This window comes from bacterium (genome assembly GCA_026129405.1).
In the GTDB taxonomy this organism is placed as follows: Bacteria; Desulfobacterota; Binatia; order DP-6; family DP-6; genus JAHCID01.
This window is the reverse complement of record JAHCID010000002.1, coordinates 649,874-667,795: the sequence shown is the minus strand read 5'-3', so window position 1 is coordinate 667,795 and position 17,922 is coordinate 649,874. Positions and strand designations below refer to the sequence as shown.

At 71.1% G+C, this 17,922-nt stretch carries 17 protein-coding genes, 1 pseudogene and 1 CRISPR repeat array; of the genes and pseudogenes, 10 read left to right on the top strand and 8 right to left on the bottom strand.

What is annotated here, in order from left to right; genetic code table 11:
- The first annotated feature begins 16 nt into the window (after positions 1-16).
- Positions 17-499, top strand: a complete 483-nt coding sequence (locus KIT14_11400; protein ID MCW5891140.1) for a hypothetical protein — start codon at positions 17-19, stop codon at positions 497-499.
- 34 nt (positions 500-533) lie between these two features.
- On the top strand, positions 534-1,307 hold the full coding sequence (locus KIT14_11395; GenBank protein ID MCW5891139.1) for a M15 family metallopeptidase: 774 nt from the start codon (positions 534-536) through the stop codon (positions 1,305-1,307).
- Between the two features lie 51 nt (positions 1,308-1,358).
- Here the strand turns inward: KIT14_11395 and KIT14_11390 are convergent, their stop codons facing one another.
- Complete coding sequence (locus KIT14_11390; GenBank protein ID MCW5891138.1) at positions 1,359-1,709, bottom strand: hypothetical protein; 351 nt, start codon at positions 1,707-1,709, stop codon at positions 1,359-1,361.
- A gap of 17 nt (positions 1,710-1,726) precedes the next feature.
- Here KIT14_11390 and KIT14_11385 point away from each other — a divergent pair.
- Positions 1,727-2,380, top strand: a pseudogene (locus KIT14_11385) (formate dehydrogenase accessory sulfurtransferase FdhD).
- Between the two features lie 40 nt (positions 2,381-2,420).
- Here KIT14_11385 and KIT14_11380 read toward each other — a convergent pair.
- Positions 2,421-4,604 carry a glutamine synthetase III gene (locus KIT14_11380; protein MCW5891137.1) on the bottom strand — a complete coding sequence of 728 codons (2,184 nt, stop codon included), beginning with the start codon at positions 4,602-4,604 and terminating at the stop codon, positions 2,421-2,423.
- A gap of 195 nt (positions 4,605-4,799) precedes the next feature.
- Positions 4,800-5,507 (bottom strand): TetR/AcrR family transcriptional regulator, encoded by a 708-nt coding sequence (locus tag KIT14_11375; GenBank protein ID MCW5891136.1) that lies wholly within the window; start codon positions 5,505-5,507, stop codon positions 4,800-4,802.
- Positions 5,508-5,618: 111 nt separating this feature from the next.
- Here KIT14_11375 and KIT14_11370 point away from each other — a divergent pair, with 111 nt between their 5' ends.
- The 6 genes from KIT14_11370 to KIT14_11345 all read left to right on the top strand — a co-directional run bounded on the left by KIT14_11370 (position 5,619) and on the right by KIT14_11345 (position 11,550).
- On the top strand, positions 5,619-6,167 hold the full coding sequence (locus KIT14_11370) for a VOC family protein (protein MCW5891135.1): 549 nt from the start codon (positions 5,619-5,621) through the stop codon (positions 6,165-6,167).
- A 1-nt stretch (position 6,168) separates the two neighbouring features.
- Positions 6,169-7,887 (top strand): FAD-dependent monooxygenase, encoded by a 1,719-nt coding sequence (locus tag KIT14_11365; protein ID MCW5891134.1) that lies wholly within the window; start codon positions 6,169-6,171, stop codon positions 7,885-7,887.
- 50 nt (positions 7,888-7,937) lie between these two features.
- Positions 7,938-8,309, top strand: a complete 372-nt coding sequence (locus KIT14_11360) for a hypothetical protein (protein ID MCW5891133.1) — start codon at positions 7,938-7,940, stop codon at positions 8,307-8,309.
- An 85-nt stretch (positions 8,310-8,394) separates the two neighbouring features.
- Entirely contained in the window at positions 8,395-9,522 is a 1,128-nt protein-coding gene (locus KIT14_11355) for a hypothetical protein (protein MCW5891132.1), read from the top strand.
- Between the two features lie 125 nt (positions 9,523-9,647).
- Complete coding sequence (locus KIT14_11350) at positions 9,648-10,847, top strand: MFS transporter (GenBank protein ID MCW5891131.1); 1,200 nt, start codon at positions 9,648-9,650, stop codon at positions 10,845-10,847.
- A gap of 49 nt (positions 10,848-10,896) precedes the next feature.
- Entirely contained in the window at positions 10,897-11,550 is a 654-nt protein-coding gene (locus KIT14_11345) for a glutathione S-transferase family protein (GenBank protein ID MCW5891130.1), read from the top strand.
- Here the strand turns inward: KIT14_11345 and KIT14_11340 are convergent.
- Together KIT14_11340 and KIT14_11335 are read right to left on the bottom strand one after the other, a co-directional pair.
- Positions 11,547-11,987: a hypothetical protein gene (locus KIT14_11340; protein ID MCW5891129.1), complete on the bottom strand. Its 441-nt coding sequence runs from the start codon at positions 11,985-11,987 to the stop codon at positions 11,547-11,549. The genes KIT14_11345 and KIT14_11340 overlap by 4 nt on opposite strands.
- Complete coding sequence (locus KIT14_11335) at positions 11,984-12,769, bottom strand: hypothetical protein (protein MCW5891128.1); 786 nt, start codon at positions 12,767-12,769, stop codon at positions 11,984-11,986. The genes KIT14_11340 and KIT14_11335 overlap by 4 nt, the downstream gene beginning before the upstream one ends.
- Before the next feature lie 53 nt (positions 12,770-12,822).
- On the opposite strand from KIT14_11335, the gene KIT14_11330 reads away from it, so the two are divergent.
- A complete protein-coding gene (locus KIT14_11330; GenBank protein MCW5891127.1) occupies positions 12,823-13,194 on the top strand; it encodes a YciI family protein in 372 nt (123 codons plus the stop codon).
- A 64-nt stretch (positions 13,195-13,258) separates the two neighbouring features.
- A CRISPR array of direct repeats spans positions 13,259-15,526; the repeat unit is 37 nt; unit sequence GTTTCAGTCCCCTCCTCGTCGGGGATGACTCGGCAAC.
- A gap of 106 nt (positions 15,527-15,632) precedes the next feature.
- Here KIT14_11330 and cas4 read toward each other — a convergent pair.
- Genes cas4 through cas1 form a run of 3 tightly spaced genes read right to left on the bottom strand, consistent with a single transcriptional unit; the run spans position 15,633 to position 17,646 of the window.
- On the bottom strand, positions 15,633-16,232 hold the full coding sequence (gene cas4, locus KIT14_11325; GenBank protein MCW5891126.1) for a CRISPR-associated protein Cas4: 600 nt from the start codon (positions 16,230-16,232) through the stop codon (positions 15,633-15,635).
- Positions 16,229-16,486: a CRISPR-associated endonuclease Cas2 gene (gene cas2, locus KIT14_11320; protein ID MCW5891125.1), complete on the bottom strand. Its 258-nt coding sequence runs from the start codon at positions 16,484-16,486 to the stop codon at positions 16,229-16,231. The genes cas4 and cas2 overlap by 4 nt, the downstream gene beginning before the upstream one ends.
- Positions 16,487-16,488: 2 nt before the next feature.
- Positions 16,489-17,646 (bottom strand): CRISPR-associated endonuclease Cas1, encoded by a 1,158-nt coding sequence (gene cas1, locus KIT14_11315; protein MCW5891124.1) that lies wholly within the window; start codon positions 17,644-17,646, stop codon positions 16,489-16,491.
- Positions 17,647-17,922 lie beyond the last annotated feature (276 nt).

The following is a 17,922-nucleotide window of genomic DNA, read 5'->3' as shown; positions in this document are numbered from 1 at the left end:
GTTACCCACGACGCCCATGCCCCACGCGCGGCCCCCCACCCTCGCGGCGCACGACTCGCGGCGCGGATTGGCCACCATGCTGCTCGGCTGCCTCGTGCCGCTGGTGGGATGCGCGCTGCACCCGGGCCACACGATCCAGCCGTACGCCGACACCCCGTCGGCGGCGCATGCCCTCGAAGACCGGGCGGCGGCCGAATGCCGGACGCGCCGGTCGGGCGCACGGCCGCCGTACAGCTTCACCACGGACGGCTGCTCCTTCTGGCCGGACGGCACCTGGGCGGGCTGCTGCGTCGAGCACGACATCGCCTACTGGTGCGGCGGAACCCACTCGGAGCGCATGGTCGCCGACGCCGCCCTCCAGGATTGCGTCCGTCGGGACACGCACGACCCGGTCCTGTCGTCGGTCATGCGCGTCGGCGTGCTGCTCGGCGGCGGGCAGCTGATGCCGACGGCCTTCCGCTGGGGCTACGGCTGGCCCTACCCGTTCGCCGGTCCGTGATCGGCGTCCTGCTCGACACTCCCCAGGAGACCACATGCAGAGCGAGAGCTTCGCGACCCGCACCTTCACGGTCGACGACCCGGATGCCCGCCTTCGCGTGCCGGGCTCCCTGTTGGAATTCGTGCGTGAGGGGCCCGACTTCCGCCGCATCCCGCGGGGAACGCGCGTCCACATCGCCGAGATCGCGATCGTGCCGGTGTCGACCAGGGATCGCATCGTCTTCGGCCATGCCGTCGGCACGAACCGTGCGGCCCTCGGATGGACGTCGACGCGCAATCTGGCCGGCCGCTTCGTCAACGAGACGCTGGGCGAGGTCCCACCGCCGGCAGGGACGGGTCGCTACGGTCCGAACGCCGCCTGGCAGGGCGGGACCTTCATCGGCCAGAGGACGCTCGTACGGATCGTCGATGCGCGCCTCGAGATCGAGCACGTCGCTCTCGACACACTCGGTGCCTACCAAGCGCTCTGCGCCGCTGCGGCGGCCGACGGCGTGGCGATCACGCTCAACAGCGGCTTCCGGTCGTATGCCGAGCAGAAGCGACTGCACGAGGACTACACCCGCGATCCGAGCCGCTTCCCCCGCGCCGCAGAGCCGGGAAGCTCGAACCATCAGAACGGGATCGCATTCGACATCGCGGTCGCCGGCGGGGCCGGCAACCCGACCTACGACTGGCTCGCTCGGCACGCCACGGCGCACGGCTTCGTACGCACGGTGAGCAAGGAGCCGTGGCACTGGGAGCATGATCCGGCGAAGGCCGCGAAAGCGGCCCAGCGCGGCACCTTCACGACGCCCAACGTACGCATCTGACGACGCGTCCCGGCGCGCGCCCTGCCCCTCACGCCGCGGCCGGCCGCACGCTCACCACGATGCTCTTGTACGCCGGGATGTCGCTGAGCGCCTCCGTGCGCCCGATCGGCGGTCGCCGGGGCCGTTCTCGTGCTGGGTGAGGCCGAGACACCACGCGATGATGATGCGCTCGCGGGTGCGGACCAGCTCGGCGACGCCCCGGATCTCGTTCCGCCCGATCCCGGAGCCGCGCTCGACGGCCTCCCACGGCACGGCGCGCACGTCGGCCAGCAGCGCCTCGATGCCGAGCGTGTGGGCGCGGACCCAGTCCCACGCGATCGCCGATCCCGGGGTGCGATCCTCGGCCTCGACCAGCGCCTTCAGGATGCCCTTCAGGAGCGCGACGTCGCCGTTGATGCGCACGGGGAGGAACAGGTCCCCCGGGCGCCGACGTCGCGCTCGCCGTCGGCTTCCTCTTCGCCGAGGGGATCGTCCGCCACGCCGACGACGTCGTGCATGCGGCTCCCTGCGGCCCGGCGCGCAGCCCGGACGGTCTGCGCAACGTCGTCCGCGTCGAGCTGGCCCCCGGCGTGGACGTGGACGAGCAGCGGCTGGCGCGCAGCTTCGCCAGCACCGCCGGCTGCGGGCTGTGCGGCAAGACGTCGCTCGCGGCGCTCCCCGTCCTGCCCCGGCCGGCGCGCGCCGGGCGGCTCGCCGTCGACGCCGCCCTGATCCACGGCCTGCCCGAGACGCTGCGCCGAGCCCAGTCCGTCTTCGACCGCACCGGCGGGCTGCACGCGGCGGCGCTGTTCGACGCCGCCGGCCGCATGCTGGACGTCCACGAGGACATCGGCCGCCACAACGCCGTCGACAAGGTGATCGGCGCGCGGGTGCTGGCGCGCGCCACGCCGCTCGCGCGCCACATCCTCCTCGTGAGCGGACGCGCCGGCTACGAGCCGGTGCAGAAGGCGGCGGTCGGGGCGCCGTCGAGCCTGGCGGCGGAGCTCGCCGCGGCGGCCGGCATGACGCTGATCGGCTTCGTCCGCGACGGCCGCTTCAACATCATCTACGGCGGTGCCGAGCGCGTGATCTGAGGGTGCGGGGCGGCGGAGGCAGCCGCCGCCCGCACGCGCCTCACTTGATGAAGAGCATCTCCTGGTACGTCGCGAGCGGCCAGAGGTCGTCCGCGACCGTGCCTTCGAGCTCGTCGGCCGACTTGCGCAGATCGAGCATCGCCGGGAGCACCTTGCTGCAGCAATGCTTGGCGTGGTCGAGCGTCGACTTGAAGCCGTTCGAATCCATCGCCTCCTCCAGGGTGGCGATGCCGTCCTGGAGGTCCTTCACCATGGCCGTCACCTTGTCGAGCGTCTTGGTGTCGAAGGTGTAGCCGACCGCCTTCAGGTTGGCGCACGTCTGCGCCAGCTCGCCCTGGTAGCGGATCGCGGCGGGGAAGACGATCGTCTTCGCCATCTCGATCGCCGTGCGGCCCTCGACGTTGACGCTCTTGATGTACTGCTCGAGGTAGACCTCCTCGCGGCTCTCGAGCTCGCGCTTGGTGAGCACGCCGTACTTCTCGAAGACGTCCTCGATCTCCTTCGTGCCGAGGATCGGCAGCGCGTCGATCGTCGTACGGAGGTTCGGTAGGCCGCGCTGCTCGGCCTCCTCGTGCCAGGCGGCGGAGTAGCCGTCGCCGTTGAAGATGACGCGGCCGTGCTCCTTGATGATGGTCTCGAGCAGCGACTGCACGGCGGCGTTGAACGCGTCCTTGCCCTTGCCGGCGGCCGCCTCGAGCTGGTCGGCGATCCAGTCGAGGGACTCGGCGAGGATCGTGTTGATCGCGACCATCGGGCCGGCGATCGACTGGCCCGCGCCGACGGCGCGGAACTCGAAGCGGTTGCCGCAGAACGCGAACGGGCTGGTGCGGTTGCGGTCGCCGGGGTCCTTCGGCAGCGGCGGCAGCGTGTCGACGCCGACCGTCAGCGTGCCCTTGCCCTTCGACGTCTTCGCGCCGCCGGCGGCGATCTGCTCGAAGACGTCCGTCAGCTGGTCGCCGAGGAAGATCGAGATGATCGCGGGCGGCGCCTCGTTGGCGCCGAGGCGGTGGTCGTTCGCGGCCGACGCCACCACCGCGCGCAGCAGCGGCGAGTACTTGTCGACGGCGCGGATGACGGCGGCGCAGAAGACGAGGAACTGCGAGTTCTCGTGCGGCGTCTCGCCGGGATCGAGCAGGTTCCCCTGGGTCGCGTTGCCGAGCGAGAAGTTGACGTGCTTGCCCGAGCCGTTGACGCCGGCGAACGGCTTCTCGTGCAGCAGGCACGCCATGCCGTACTTCTCGGCCACGCGGCGCAGCGTCACCATGAGGAGCTGCTGGTGGTCGGTCGCGAGGTTCGCGCTCTCGAACACCGGCGCCACCTCGTACTGCCCGGGCGCCACCTCGTTGTGGCGCGTCTTCACCGGGATGCCGAGCTTGTAGAGCTCGTGCTCGCACTCGAGCATGAAGGCGAGGACGCGCTCGGGGATGGCGCCGAAGTACTGGTCCTCGAACTCCTGGCCCTTCGGCGGCGGCGCGCCGAACAGCGTGCGGCCGGTCGAGACCAGGTCGGGACGCGAGAAGTAGAAGTGGCGGTCGACGAGGAAGTACTCCTGCTCGGCGCCCGCGTACGAGAACACGGTCGCCGGCTTGGCGTGCCCGAAGAGCTTCAGCACGCGCTGCGCCTGCTTGTTGAGCGCCTGCATCGAGCGCAGGAGCGGCGTCTTCTTGTCGAGCGCCTCGCCGGTCCAGGACACGAACGCGGTCGGGATGCAGAGCGTGGTGCCGTTCGGGTTCTCGAGGATGTAGGCCGGGCTGGTGACGTCCCAGGCGGTGTAGCCGCGGGCCTCGAAGGTCGCGCGGATGCCGCCGTTCGGGAAGCTCGACGCGTCGGGCTCGCCCTGGATCAGCGTCTTGCCCTGGAACTCGGCGAGGGCGCCGCCCTGGCCGTCGGGGGAGAGGAAGCTGTCGTGCTTCTCCGCCGTGAGGCCGGTGAGGGGGTAGAAGACGTGGGCGTAGTGGGTCGCCCCCTTCTCGATCGCCCAGTCCTTCATGGCCGAGGCGACCATGTCGGCGACGGTCGGATCGAGGATCGAGCCCTCGTCGATGGTGCGACACAGCGACTGGAACACCGGCTTCGGCAGGCGCTGCTTCATCACGGCCCGGCTGAAGACGTTCGACCCGAAGAGCTCGCTCGCCGTGATCTTCGAGAACGACAGGGGCTCCGAGATCGGCTTGTACTTGGTCACGGCCTCGATGGCCTGGAGGCGTTCGGCGGTCCCGCTCACGATGGCTCCTTCCTACGTCCCGCGGCGGTCGTGCCGCGGCTGCCGGCGCAGCGCCGGGAAGCCCCGTGCGACGCAAAGGCCATGCCGACCCGTATGGGTCCCCGGGGCACGGTCTCCGTTGGGAAAATCGACGGCCCGATTCCCCGCTGCCGCTCGATCGGTGGGCGCCTGCCGCCGCAGTAGGCAGCGGCGACGTCAGGCGTCTCGCAGCGGCCGCGCCGTGGCACCCCGGATCAGGTCGACGAGGACGCGCGTGAGGCGCTCCTCGCGCATGGGCCGGCGCCGCTTGGACTCGGTGAGCAGCCACCCCTGCATGCTCACCCGGATGAGGACGGCGAGCGCCTCCGGGTCGCGGCAGAGCAGCCGGCGCGCCGCGACCGCGGTGCGGATCGCCTCGGTGCAGCGGGCGTCCATCATGTCCTCGATGGGCGCGGCCTCCTGCTCGATCTCCGCGTCGCCGATCCGCCGCGGCGTCACCAGCAGCTGGCGCAGCAGGGGGTCGGCGGCGATGGCGTGGTTCAGGTGGGTGATGCCGGTGAGCAGGCGGTCGAGCGGGTCGGGGATCTGCGCGGCACGCTCGATCGTGCCGCGCAGCGCCTGCTCCCAGCGGGCCTGGATGAGCGCGCGGATCAGGTCGGTCTTGGTCGAGAAGTGGGCGTAGATCGTGGCCGTCGAGACGCCCGCCTCGGCGGCCAGCGCGCGCATCCCGGTGCCCCCGAAGCCACGGCTCGGGAACAGCTCCCACGCCGCCTCGAGGATGGCGCGTCGCTTCGCCGCCGAGCGCGGGACGCGGTCGACGTCCGCGCCGGCCGCGGCGGCGCGCGTGGTTGACAGCGCGGGCGGACGCCGGGTAGTCGAGCGACGAGGCGAAACGATCCGCTCATTTCGTTTCAGTTTCGGCATCGCCGCTCCTCTACCACGACGCGACGCGCCGCCGACAGCCGGCGGGAGCCCCGCCCTGGGCCGCGTCGCGAACCGCGTCATCGACGAACCCGAACCCGAAGGAGACCCGGCATGACGACCCCCGACGTCCGCGTGCCCACGAAGCTCGCGCACTTCGTGCTGCGCTCGAAGCACTACCCGGAGACCGTCGACTGGTATCGGCAGGTGGTCGGTGCGCGCGTCGTGTTCGCCAACGAGCAGCTGACGTTCCTCACCTACGACGACGAGCACCACCGCATCGCGGTCGCGAACGTGCCCTGGCTCGAGGACGGGTCGCCCACCGCCGCCGGCGTCGACCACATCGCCTTCACGTTCGCGACGCTGGCGGACCTCCTCCATACCTATCGCCGCCTGAAGGACGCCGGCATCCTGCCCCACTGGTGCATCAACCACGGCCCGACGACGTCGCTCTACTATCGCGACCCGAACGGCGTGCAGGTCGAGCTCCAGATCGACAACTTCCCCGACGAGGCGGCGCTCATGGCCTGGGTACGGAGCGACGCCTTCCGGCAGAACCCCATCGGCGTCAGCTTCGATCCCGACGTGCTCGCGGCGCGCTTCGACCGCGGCGATCCGCTCGCGGAGCTGATCAAGCAGGGCTCCGCACCGCCTCCGGGCTGACATGGCCGACCTGACGACGCCCGTCCTCATCGTCGGCGGCGGCCCCGTCGGTCTCGCCGCGTCGATCTGTCTCTCGCGTCTCGGCGTGCCGTCGCTGCTCGTCGAGCAGCACGAGACGACGACGAGCCACCCGCGCGCCACGGTGGTGAACACGCGCACCTGGGAGCTGTTCCGCGAGTGGGGCGTCGACGCCGAGGTGCGTCGCGGCGGCCTGCCGGCCGAGCGCTCGCGCTACGTGGTCTGGGCCACGACGCTCACGGGGTGGGAGCTGGGTCGCCTCGACCTGATGGCGCCGAAGCCCGGCGAGGACGCGCGCACGATGGTGCGCAACCTCGGCCGCCAGAGCCCCGCGGTCACGGGCATCTGCCCGCAGGACGTCTACGAGCCCATCCTCCGCCGCACGGCCGAGGGGTTTCCGCTCGCCGACGTCCGCTACCACACCCGGCTCGTGACCTTCGCCCAGGACGCGGGCGGCGTCGACGCCACGATCCGCCGGCTCTCCGACGGCCGCGAGCAGACCGTCCGCGCGCGCTGGCTCCTCGCCTGCGACGGCGCCGCCAGCCCGGTGCGCGAGCGGCTCGGCGTCGCCATGGTCGGTCCGGACGACATCGGCCGCATCCTGAACGCCTACGTCCACGCCGACCTCACGCCCTACCTGGCCGGCCGCGAGGGCCCGCTCTACTGGATCCTCAACGCGGACGTCGCCGGCGTCTTCATCGCGCTCGACGGCGCCACGCGCTGGCTCTTCGACACGCCCTTCCAGCTCGGCCCGGACGAGACCGTCGCGCGCTTCACGCCCGCGCACTGCGCGGCGCTCGTGCGCCGCGCCGTCGGCGTGCCCGACCTGCCGGTCGACGTGCGCTCGATCGACCCCTGGATCATGCGCTCGCAGGTCGCGGAGCGGTACCGCGACGGCCGCTGCTTCCTCCTCGGCGACGCCGCCCATCGCTTCCCGCCCACCGGCGGCTTCGGCATGAACACCGGGGTCCAGGACGCGCACAACCTCGCCTGGAAGCTCGCCGGCGTGCTCCAAGGCTGGGCGCCCGAGGCGCTGCTCGACACCTACGAGAGCGAGCGCCGCCCCGTCGGCCAGTTCAACGCCGATCAGAGCTTCAAGAACACGCGCGCCATGCCGAGCCCCGGCACGCCCGCGGAGCGCGCCGCCGAGCCGCTCGCCCTGATCGAGCAGGACACGCCGGAGGGCGCCGCGGTGCGCGCCATGATCGCGGCGGGCATCGAGAGCACGCGCGAGCACTTCAGCGCCCAGGGGCAGGCGAAGGGCTTCGCCTATGCGTCGGCGGCGATCGCCCCCGACGGCTCCGACGACGGCACGCCGAGCACCGTGATCGACTACGTGCCGACGGCGCGGCCGGGCAGCCTCGCCCCGCACGCCTGGATCCGGCGCGACGGCGTCCTGGGCTCGCTGCTCGACCTGTTCGGCTCGCGCTTCGTGCTGCTCACCGGTCCCGACGCCACCGGCTGGCACCGGGCGGCCGCCGCCCGCGACGTGCGCCTTCCCCTCGCCGTCCACCGGGTGGGCGGCGACGTCCAGCTCGACGACGGCGCGCCCGCCGATTGGTGCGCGCTCTACGGCGTCGATCCGGACGGTGCCGTCCTCGTCCGCCCCGACGGCCACGTCGCGTGGCGTGCCCGCGGCGCGGCCGTGGACGCCGCGGCGGTCCTCCGCGACGTGCTCGCCCGGGCGACGGGACGATCGTGACGCCGCGAGGGGCGACGCCCGCTCGTCGCCTGTGCTAGGTGGCGCGGACCATGCGGGTCATCGCCTTCCTCGTCGCCTCCCTCCTCGCCTCCACGGCCGCCGCGGCCGACAAGAAGCTCGCCGAGGGCTGGACGCCCGAGGCCGTGAAGGAAGCGAACGTCGCCTGCACCGACGCCCTCGTCGACGGCGCCTGGAAGAACACGAAGCGCGAGCAGAAGCTCGACGAGACGCTCGCGCTGACGCCCGAGATCCGCGAGCAGCTGGCGCCCCAGATCAAGGCCTTCGGCAAGCTCTGCGAGTGCACGGTGCGAAAGATGGCCGAGAAGTTCAGCCGCAACGACTACGAGCACGACGACGGGCAGGTCGAGAAGTACGCGCGCGAGCTGGTCGAGAACGGAACCTGCAAGCTTCCCAAGCCGTAAGGCATCTGCTCGCCGCCGCGCATACGTGAATCCACGTACGCGCACGGGTGGACGGCAGCCCCGTGGCGCAGGCACCATCCGCACCATGCGGGGACGCACGCTCGCCGGTCTGTTGTCCCTGCTGCTCGCCGCTCCGGCCTGGGCCGTGTCCGTCGACCTCGCCCAGCTTCCGAACGGCGGTGGACCGGTGCCGAACGGGACGGTGCTGACCGATCAGTGGCGCTCGCTCGGCATCCTCTTCTCCGCACGCACCGCCGACGGCGACCCGATCGACGCCATCGCGCACGACTTCGGCACCGGCCTGAAGCACCTCTTCTTCAGCCCGGACGTCTTCGGCGCGGTCGCGATCTTCGACTTCGTCGAGCCCGGCACGGCGACCCCGAGCGACGTCCAGCACTTCCAGCTCGACGTGTACTTCGAGGCCGGCGAGTCGGCGACGCTCGTCGCGCTCGACGCCAACGGCATGGTCGTCGATCAGTCCGTGGTCGACAACGCCGCCGGCGGCGACGTCACGATGGCCGTCACCGGCGTGCTTCGCCGCGTCGAATGGCGAACGCAGGGCAACCCGGGCATCGCCGGCAAGCTCATCGAGTTCACGCCATACACTCCGCCGGATCCGCCGGATCCGCCCGACCCGCCGGATCCGCCCGATCCGGCACCGTGCGCGGCGGCGCCGATCGGCGGCTGCCGCAGTGCCGCCAAAGCGAAGCTGGCCGTCGACGCCCGCAAGGCCGGCAAGGAGAAGACGGCGCTCCGGCTGCGTGCCTTCACCGCCGCGACCACGCGCGCCGACTTCGGCGATCCGGTCGCCGGCACGACCCGCTACGCGGCCTGCATCTACGACGCCGGCGACCGGCTCGCCGGCGCCCTCGTGGTGCCGCGCGCAGGCGCCGCCTGCGGCCCGAAGCAGAAGCCCTGCTGGAAGGCGAAGAAGACGACGGGCTGGCGCTATGCCGACCCGTCCGCCGCGGCCGACGGCGTGAAGGCGATCACGGCCGCCGCCGGCGCCGCCGGCAAGGGCACGCTCCAGATGCAGGCGGGCAACGCCGCCCGCAAGGGTCGGACGGCCATGCCGACGGGCACGGCCGCCGCGCTCCAGGGCGCGACCCGCGTACGGGTGCAGATCGTGACCGGCGACGCCGCATGCTTCGAGGCGACGCTGGGCACGGTGACGAAGGCCGACGGCCGGCGGCTCGTGGCGAAGGCCCCGTAACCCGCCGGCGCCGGCCGCGCGGCGCCGCCCGTTGACCCACGGCCGGCGCGCACGGAAGGTGGCCGCGTGCCTCGGACCGCTCGCCGCGTCTCGCGCGTGACGCCCCCCGGGCCGGCGCGGCGCGGGTGACGGCGCGGCGCCCGCGCGGCTTCCGCATCCTCTTCGTCTGCCTCGTCTGCATCGGGCTCGGACAGTCGATGCTGTTCGCGATCCTGCCGCCGGCGGCACGCGAGCTCGGCATCTCGCCGGTCCAGATCTCGATCATCTTCGCGACCTCGGCCACGTTCTGGATCTTCGTCAGCCCGTGGTGGGGGCGGCAGAGCGACGTGTGGGGACGGCGGCCCGTCGTGCTGATCGGGCTCCTCGGGTTCGGCCTCTCGATGGGGCTCCTCGGTGCGACGATCGCGCTCGGCGGCGCCGGTCTGCTGCCGCCGCCACTGGTGTGGCCGCTGCTGATCGCGTCGCGCTGCGTGTTCGCGCTGGTCGGCTCGGGCACCGGACCCGCGTCGCAGGCGTACGTCGCCGATCGCACGTCGGCGAGCGAGCGGGCGCGCGGCGTCGCCTTCGTCAGCGCCGCCGTCGGCTTCGGCGAGACGGTCGGCCCGGCCGTCGGCGCGGTGCTGGCGACGCTGGCGCTCACCGCGCCGCTCTTCTTCACCGCCGGCCTCTCGGCCCTGAGCGCCGCCGTCATCTGGCGGTGGCTTCCCGAGGAAGGCCCCGTCCGCAAACACGGCGAGGCGCCGCGGCACATCCGCTGGACCGACCGCCGTGTGACGCCGTTCCTCCTCGTGACGGCCGCCCTCCAAGCAGTGCGCGCCACCACCGTCATCACCTTCGCGCTCTTCCTCCAGGACGTCCTCGGCCTGACCGCGACCGAGGCCGCCCAGCGCGCCGGCCTGGGATTCGTGGCGCTCGCCGCCGCGGGGCTCGTGTCGCAGCTCGTGCTGATCCAGCGCCTGCAGCCGACGCCGCGCCAGATGCTGCGCGCCGGCACGCCGCTCATGCTGGTCGCGTTCGGCCTGCTCTGCTTCGCCGACGGCCTGCCGGCGTTCCTCCTCGCGCTCGCTGCGCTGGGCGCCGGCGTGGGCCTCGTCCGTCCGGGCAGCGCCGCGGGAGCGTCGCTCGCCGTCGACGCCGACGAGCAGGGCGCCGTCGCCGGCCTCCTCGGCGGGCTCACGGTGCTCGGCAACGTCCTCGGGCCGGTCCTCGGCACCGCGCTCTACGAGCTCGACCCGCACGCGCCCTACCTGCTGAACGCGGCGATCATGGTGGCGACGCTGGCCTTCGTCTTCGCGAGCCCGCGGCTGCGCCGTCTCGGCACGTAGCGCCTGTCGATCCGGGCCCCGCTCGTTCGACGAGGAGGCAGGAGGACACATGATCGAGTGCTACGCCTTCCGGATGGTTCCCCCGTTCGCCCAGGGGCTCGTACGCGACCTGCGCGTGCGCTGGGCGCTCGAGGAGGCCGCCCTGCCCTACCGCATCGTCCACGTCGACATCGACGACGGCGGCGACGCCATGCCCCGCAGCACGTACCGCGAGGTCCAGCCCTTCGGACAGATTCCCGCGCTCCGCGACGGCGAGCTGCGGCTATTCGAGTCGGGCGCCATCGTCCTGTACCTGGCCGAGCGCTGCGAGCGGCTGCTGCCGCGCGACGCCGCCGGACGCGCGCGCGTGACGCAGTGGATGTTCGCGGCCATCGACACGATGGAGAACCCGATCCAGGAGCTGGCCGGCATCGACCTCTTCCATGCCGACGAAGCCTGGGCGCAGGCCCGGCGGCCGGCGGTCGTCGACGCGGTCCGCCGGCGCCTGGCGGAGCTCGCCGCCGCGCTCGGCGGCCGCGAGCACCTCGCCGGCGCGTTCTCGGCGGCCGACGTTCTCATGGCGACGGTGCTGCGCATCCTGCGCCACACCGACCTCGTCGCGGAGCAGCCCGTCCTGACGCGCTACCTCGAGCGCTGCGTGCGCCGCCCGGCGTTCACGAAGGCGCTCGCCGACCAGATGGGGGACTTCACGCAGGCGGCCTAAGCGTCGTCCACCGCCGCGAGGGCGCGCTCGAGCTCCGCGACGCTCGCGCGCGTCCGCGCCGCGGCCTCCTCGGCGAGACGCAGCTCCTTACGGAGCGCGGCGATCCGCTCGCCGCGCCGGTCGGCGTCGAGCCGCGCGGTGCGCAGCCGCGTCTCGAGACGTTGGCGTTCGGCGGCACGCCGCGCACGCTCGGCCTCACGCCGCCGGCGCTCGGCCTCCGCGGCCGCGCGGGCTGCAGCGTCGGCCCGCATCCGCGCGCGGCGCGCTCGATCGCCGCCGGCCTTCTTCGCCGCCGGGCGCGAGCGTGCCGGGCGGGCCGGCGCAACCGCCCCCACCATCGCCTCGAAGCCGGGCGGATCGCGATCCTCGGCGAGCGTGCCCGGCAGGCCGGGCGCGAAGCCGCCGCGCGCCGCCAGCGCCGCGAGCGTCGTGGTCACACGGCGCAGCGTCGCCTGTTGGCGGCATGGCCGCCTCGCCGAGCAGGCCCGCGGCGCGTTTGCGCAGCGTCGCCATCGCCTGACGATGCGCCGCCGCCGCCGCGAGGTCGCCGCGCATGCGCTCGGCGGCCGACAGCAGCGCGTGGAACGCCGGCCGCGCCTGCCAGTAGAGCTGGTTCACCGCCCACGCCGACAGCGTCGGCCGACGTCGCCGTGCCGCCAGCTCCGGCCGGCCGCGTCGCGCACCGCAGGGCGGCGACACCCTCCTTCCGCTGAGCGACGAAGTTCGCCGGGCGCGAGCGTGCCGGGCGGGCCGGCGCAACCGCCCCCACCATCGCCTCGAAGCCGGGCGGATCGCGATCCTCGGCGAGCGTGCCCGGCAGGTCGGGCGCGAAGCCGCCGCGCGCCGCCAGCGCCGCGAGCGTCGTGGTCACACGGCGCAGCGTCGCCTCGTTGGCGGCATGGCCGCTCTCGCCGAGCAGGCCCGCGGCGCGTTTGCGCAGCGTCGCCATCGCCTGACGATGCGCCGCCGCCGCCGCGAGGTCGCCGCCGCGCATGCGCTCGGCGGCCGACAGCAGCGCGTGGAACGCCGGCCGCGCCTGCCAGTAGAGCTGGTTCACCGCCCACGCCGACAGCGTCGGCCGACGCCGTGCCGCCAGCTCCGCCGCGCCGGCCGCGTCGCCCGCACCGCGCAGGGCGGCGACACCCTCCTTCCGCTGAGCGACGAAGTCTGCCAGGGAGGCGCGGTAGAGCGCCTGGAGCGCCTCGTCGAATCCCGCCACGCACGCGATCCTACCCCGGACCGCCGCGCGGGTCGCCTGGAGGAGGACCGTCCGTGAAGTTCATGTGCCTGGCATACGAGGAGGAGTCGCAGCTCGACGTCCTGTCGCAGAGCGAGTGGGACGCGCTGCGCCGCGAGACGATCGCCTACGTCGACCGGCTCCGCGCCGGCGGCCACCTCCTCACCACCTACGCACTCCAGCGCGCCGGCACCGCAGCGACGGTGCGCCGCCGCGACGGCAAACGTCTCGTCACCGACGGCCCCTTCGCCGAGGCGAAGGAGATCGTCGGCGGCTTCTTCCTGATCGAGGCCCGCGACCGCGAGGAAGCACTGGCCCTGGCGGCCGACTGGCCGTCGGCGCGCTTCGGCGCGATCGAGGTCCGGCCGGTCGAGGAGGCGCTGCCGGAGGCAACGCGGTACCGGTGAACCCCACCGTCCTGCTTCTCGGGTTCGAGTTCGCTTCCTCAAGCAGCCGCCGTCGCGACGGTTGCCTTCCAGTCCCTCCTCGTCGGGGATGACTCGGCAACCTTCACGGATCTGCGTGGCCCCGCGGCGGAGCGCATCAGGTTTCAGTCCCCTCCTCGTCGGGGATGACTCGGCAACGTCGGGGACGTAGCCGCTCGTCGGGAGGGTGGTCGACGTGTTTCAGTCCCCTCCTCGTCGGGGATGACTCGGCAACACCAGTGCCACGGGTTTCATCGTCGGATGCAATTCCGGTTTCAGTCCCCTCCTCGTCGGGGATGACTCGGCAACAGAATTGTGGCGCACCGGCCGCCCGCGGCGGCTGCGGGTTTCAGTCCCCTCCTCGTCGGGGATGACTCGGCAACTGAGGCGACTCACACCGCGCGCCCGTATGTGAGCTGTGTTTCAGTCCCCTCCTCGTCGGGGATGACTCGGCAACAGGAGGGCGACTATATGCATAGCCGGATCGCTACCGCGTTTCAGTCCCCTCCTCGTCGGGGATGACTCGGCAACCCGAGCGCGACCCCGGCGGCGCGGGTGCGCTGCGAAGCGTTTCAGTCCCCTCCTCGTCGGGGATGACTCGGCAACGCGAAGCCCCGGACCTGGGCCGCGGCACCGCTGTCGTGTTTCAGTCCCCTCCTCGTCGGGGATGACTCGGCAACCCTTCGCCGTCATCGGCGGTGGCGGGGCCGCGGTCCTGTTTCAGTCCCCTCCTCGTCGGGGATGACTCGGCAACGCGGTCGTGCTGGATCGCGCGCTGCAGACCAGCTTTTAGTTTCAGTCCCCTCCTCGTCGGGGATGACTCGGCAACGCTGGTGCTCCTGATCGCCGACGTCGTGCTCACGCTTCGTTTCAGTCCCCTCCTCGTCGGGGATGACTCGGCAACCCGTCACGGCGGCGACGGAGCCCATCACCGCCGCAATGTTTCAGTCCCCTCCTCGTCGGGGATGACTCGGCAACGACGTTCACGTTCGCGACGGGCGTCGGCAGCGTGCCCCGTTTCAGTCCCCTCCTCGTCGGGGATGACTCGGCAACCCGCGGCCCGTCATCCACCTAGCGGACGCGCTCTGTGTGTTTCAGTCCCCTCCTCGTCGGGGATGACTCGGCAACATCGCGACGTACGAGCCCGGACTCGCGCCGGCGTTCTGTTTCAGTCCCCTCCTCGTCGGGGATGACTCGGCAACGTGAGCGTGTGCCCGTTCGAGCCGCTCGATCCCCGATGTTTCAGTCCCCTCCTCGTCGGGGATGACTCGGCAACGTCAAGAGCCGCGAGCGGGGTCCGGGAGGCTCAGGGTTTCAGTCCCCTCCTCGTCGGGGATGACTCGGCAACTTACCCATACGTTCGTCCAACGTTCGGGTGAACGTTTGTTTCAGTCCCCTCCTCGTCGGGGATGACTCGGCAACCCTGGAGCCGCTCGAGCCACGCGCTCAACGACTCGGCATGTTTCAGTCCCCTCCTCGTCGGGGATGACTCGGCAACGATGTCGAACTCATACTCGACGCCGTCGCGCTGGATGTTTCAGTCCCCTCCTCGTCGGGGATGACTCGGCAACGTGCGCTACGTCTGAAAATGTACCTCGACGAGTCGCCGTTTCAGTCCCCTCCTCGTCGGGGATGACTCGGCAACCGGGACACGACGACGGTCGGCGCCATCGGCGCGCACAGTTTCAGTCCCCTCCTCGTCGGGGATGACTCGGCAACTCGATGCTGATGCGCTTCCCGTCGGCGCCGTAGAGGTTGTTTCAGTCCCCTCCTCGTCGGGGATGACTCGGCAACCAGATATCGCAGCGCAACCGGGACGACGTCCGCAAGTTTCAGTCCCCTCCTCGTCGGGGATGACTCGGCAACACGCCCGTCGTCGCCGAGGCGATCGGCAACAGCTGCACGTTTCAGTCCCCTCCTCGTCGGGGATGACTCGGCAACGCGAGCGTTCGAGCCACGACCCGAGCGACGGCGCCGGCGTTTCAGTCCCCTCCTCGTCGGGGATGACTCGGCAACCAGAGTGGCCAAGGCCTGCGTTCCGAGCTGGCCGGGGAGTTTCAGTCCCCTCCTCGTCGGGGATGACTCGGCAACACGCAGCTCCACCTCAACACCGCGGTCGTCGCCAACAGTTTCAGTCCCCTCCTCGTCGGGGATGACTCGGCAACCGGGACTCGTGTCGGGCGAGCTCGGCACCGGCCGCGTGCGTTTCAGTCCCCTCCTCGTCGGGGATGACTCGGCAACTTGTGGGGAGGGCGTCGACCGGTGGGCACGATCCACGTTTCAGTCCCCTCCTCGTCGGGGATGACTCGGCAACCGCTCCACCATACTCGGCAATTCGCGGAGTTGGGCGTGTCCTTTGACCATTTCCCTTCGCAACGCCGCGTTCTGCTCAACAACCTGCCGAATTTGCGAACTCCGGATCACCATATGTCCGCGCAGTAGTTCTGGAACTCGCAGCCCGTGCACCGTCTGCGCACCGGTGTGGGCTCGGGTAGCCGCTCTTCTGCGATCATGGTGCGGACACTGTCAACCGCCTCGAGAGTCCACGATCTGTCGGGCTCGGCAGCGTCCACGCGCACCACTTCATCGCTAGGAATCAGGTAGACGAAGCCGCATGGCACCGGACGGTCGAAGGACTCCTCGATCAACACCGCATACGCGGCAAGCTGCAGCCGATGGTTCCTTCGCACGCCGCCTTCGGTGTCCTTGAAGTCGATCGGGAAGCAGGCGTCGTCGGTTACCACGAGCAGGTCGATGCGTCCGGACAAGCCGAGGATCGCCGAACGCACCCAGACATCGAAGCGCCGCTCGCCGGCGACGAGCCCGTACTCCTTCAGGCGCCGCCGCCGCTCGAGCGCTTCGACGGCAGCTTGTGCGGCGTGGCCGCGACGCATCTTGTACGAGCGCACATGGTCGACGGGAAGGACGTATCGATAGAAGGGGATCCGAGGGCAGTATGCCCACTGCTTGAGATCGGTTACGTTCAGCTCGATCTCGGCAGCCGCATCCGTCATCGTCATCCCGTGCGCTGGACCGTGCGCCGCGCCTTGGCGTCCTTCTCACATACGGGGACGACAATGATGTGCCCGGCCTCGGAGCCGAGCGTGTCGGAGAGACGGGCGAACAGCTCGTTGCGTCGGGTAGCATCGAGCGGCCCCGAGAAGACACTGTACTGCGTGTGCGCCAGGCCGTAGTCGCGACACGTGTTCATGATCCGCATGCGGGTGCGGTCGTCCGGGATGTCGTAGACGACGAACGTCAGAAGCTGCTCCATCCTCACCACTTGAAGGCGAAGGCCCGGTAGGCAGTGCGATCTCTTAGGCTCGTCGCCAGGTTGCGCGCCTGGATCTGAATCACCGACTTGATCCGATGGCGGCGCCCCCGGAACCCGACTTCGCCCTCGAGTCGCTCAATGACCGAAGCTGCCACCGCGTGCCGGCCATCGTCGGTCAGGAGACCGCCGCGCATCTCGAGTGACGTCCCCTTTGTCACGAGCGACACGACGGCACGGTCGACGATGGGCTGCCGAAACTCCTCGATCAGGTCGAGCACGAGCGACGGCTTGCCGGGACGGTCGACGTGCAGGAAGCCGGCGAACGGCTCGAGGCCGGCGTTCATGATCGCGCCCCACACCTGCGTGTAGAGGATGCCGTAGCCGTAGTTCAGCGCGGCGTTCACCGGGTCCGTCGCGCCGCGGTGCTCGCGCACTGCGAAAGGGGTCTTTGCTTCGAGCAGGGCTCGGATCCCCGCCCAGTAGTGTCGTCCCGCTGAGCCTTCGAGCGCGAGCAGGCTAGGGCGTGCGTCGTCGATGGATGCGCCCTCCACGCCGTCAACCTCACGCCGGAGCTTCTCGATACCCTTCACCGCCGCCGAAAGGCGAGCGAACGCATCCGGGTTGGTGCCCTTCTGATATTTTCCGAAGTACTTCAGCAGCGCCGCCTGGTTGCCGAGCTTTCCGCGCACGACGGCCTGCGCCACCGTGAGGCCACGGTCGTCCGTGTAGGCGGCCATCTGCGCCCGGCGCGTGATGACCGTGGCCGTCAGCATGGGCGACGACACCATGGCGATCGGTCGGCCGGCCGAGCTGAGAAACGCGAGTCGAATGCCACGCTCGCAGCAGGCCTGGATGAGGTCTGTGGAGAGCGTGACACCCGCACCCGTAACGATGATCTCGCTCACGCGGAACAGGGGTAGCTCGACCTGCTCTGGCTGCGTGCGTGGCTTTGGAGTGGCGCCGCGCAAGCGTGCCGGCTCGGTTCGCTCGCCGGCGGAGGTAAGGACCGTGAGTCTCTGCGGAGGGGGTATCTCGAAAGGCAGAAGGAGCTGTGGCCCGCCGTCGACGAGCTCCAGCCGCGGTTTGGGGCCGCGGACGACAAGGCGCTCGCTGGTCTTGCCGAGAAAGACACCGGGCTTGCTGACGACGACGCTGTCCATGGATGTGTCCGCTGATGGGATAATAGCATGATGCGATCGGCCGAGGTGGAAGACTTTCGGCTTCGGGTGCTGTGGCAGATGCGACACGCGCGTGAAGCGTGACGATGCACGTGTTGCAGCTGCTCGGGCTCGGCCCCCCACATGCAGCCGCCAAGCTGGCCCATGGATTGCGACCGGGCGCTCGTGCGCCTTGTTTACGACCGCGGCACGATTTCTGCTCCTGAACCCGCCGTCCGGCTTCGACGTGCACGGGCGCCCAAGCGTTGTCTGGGATAC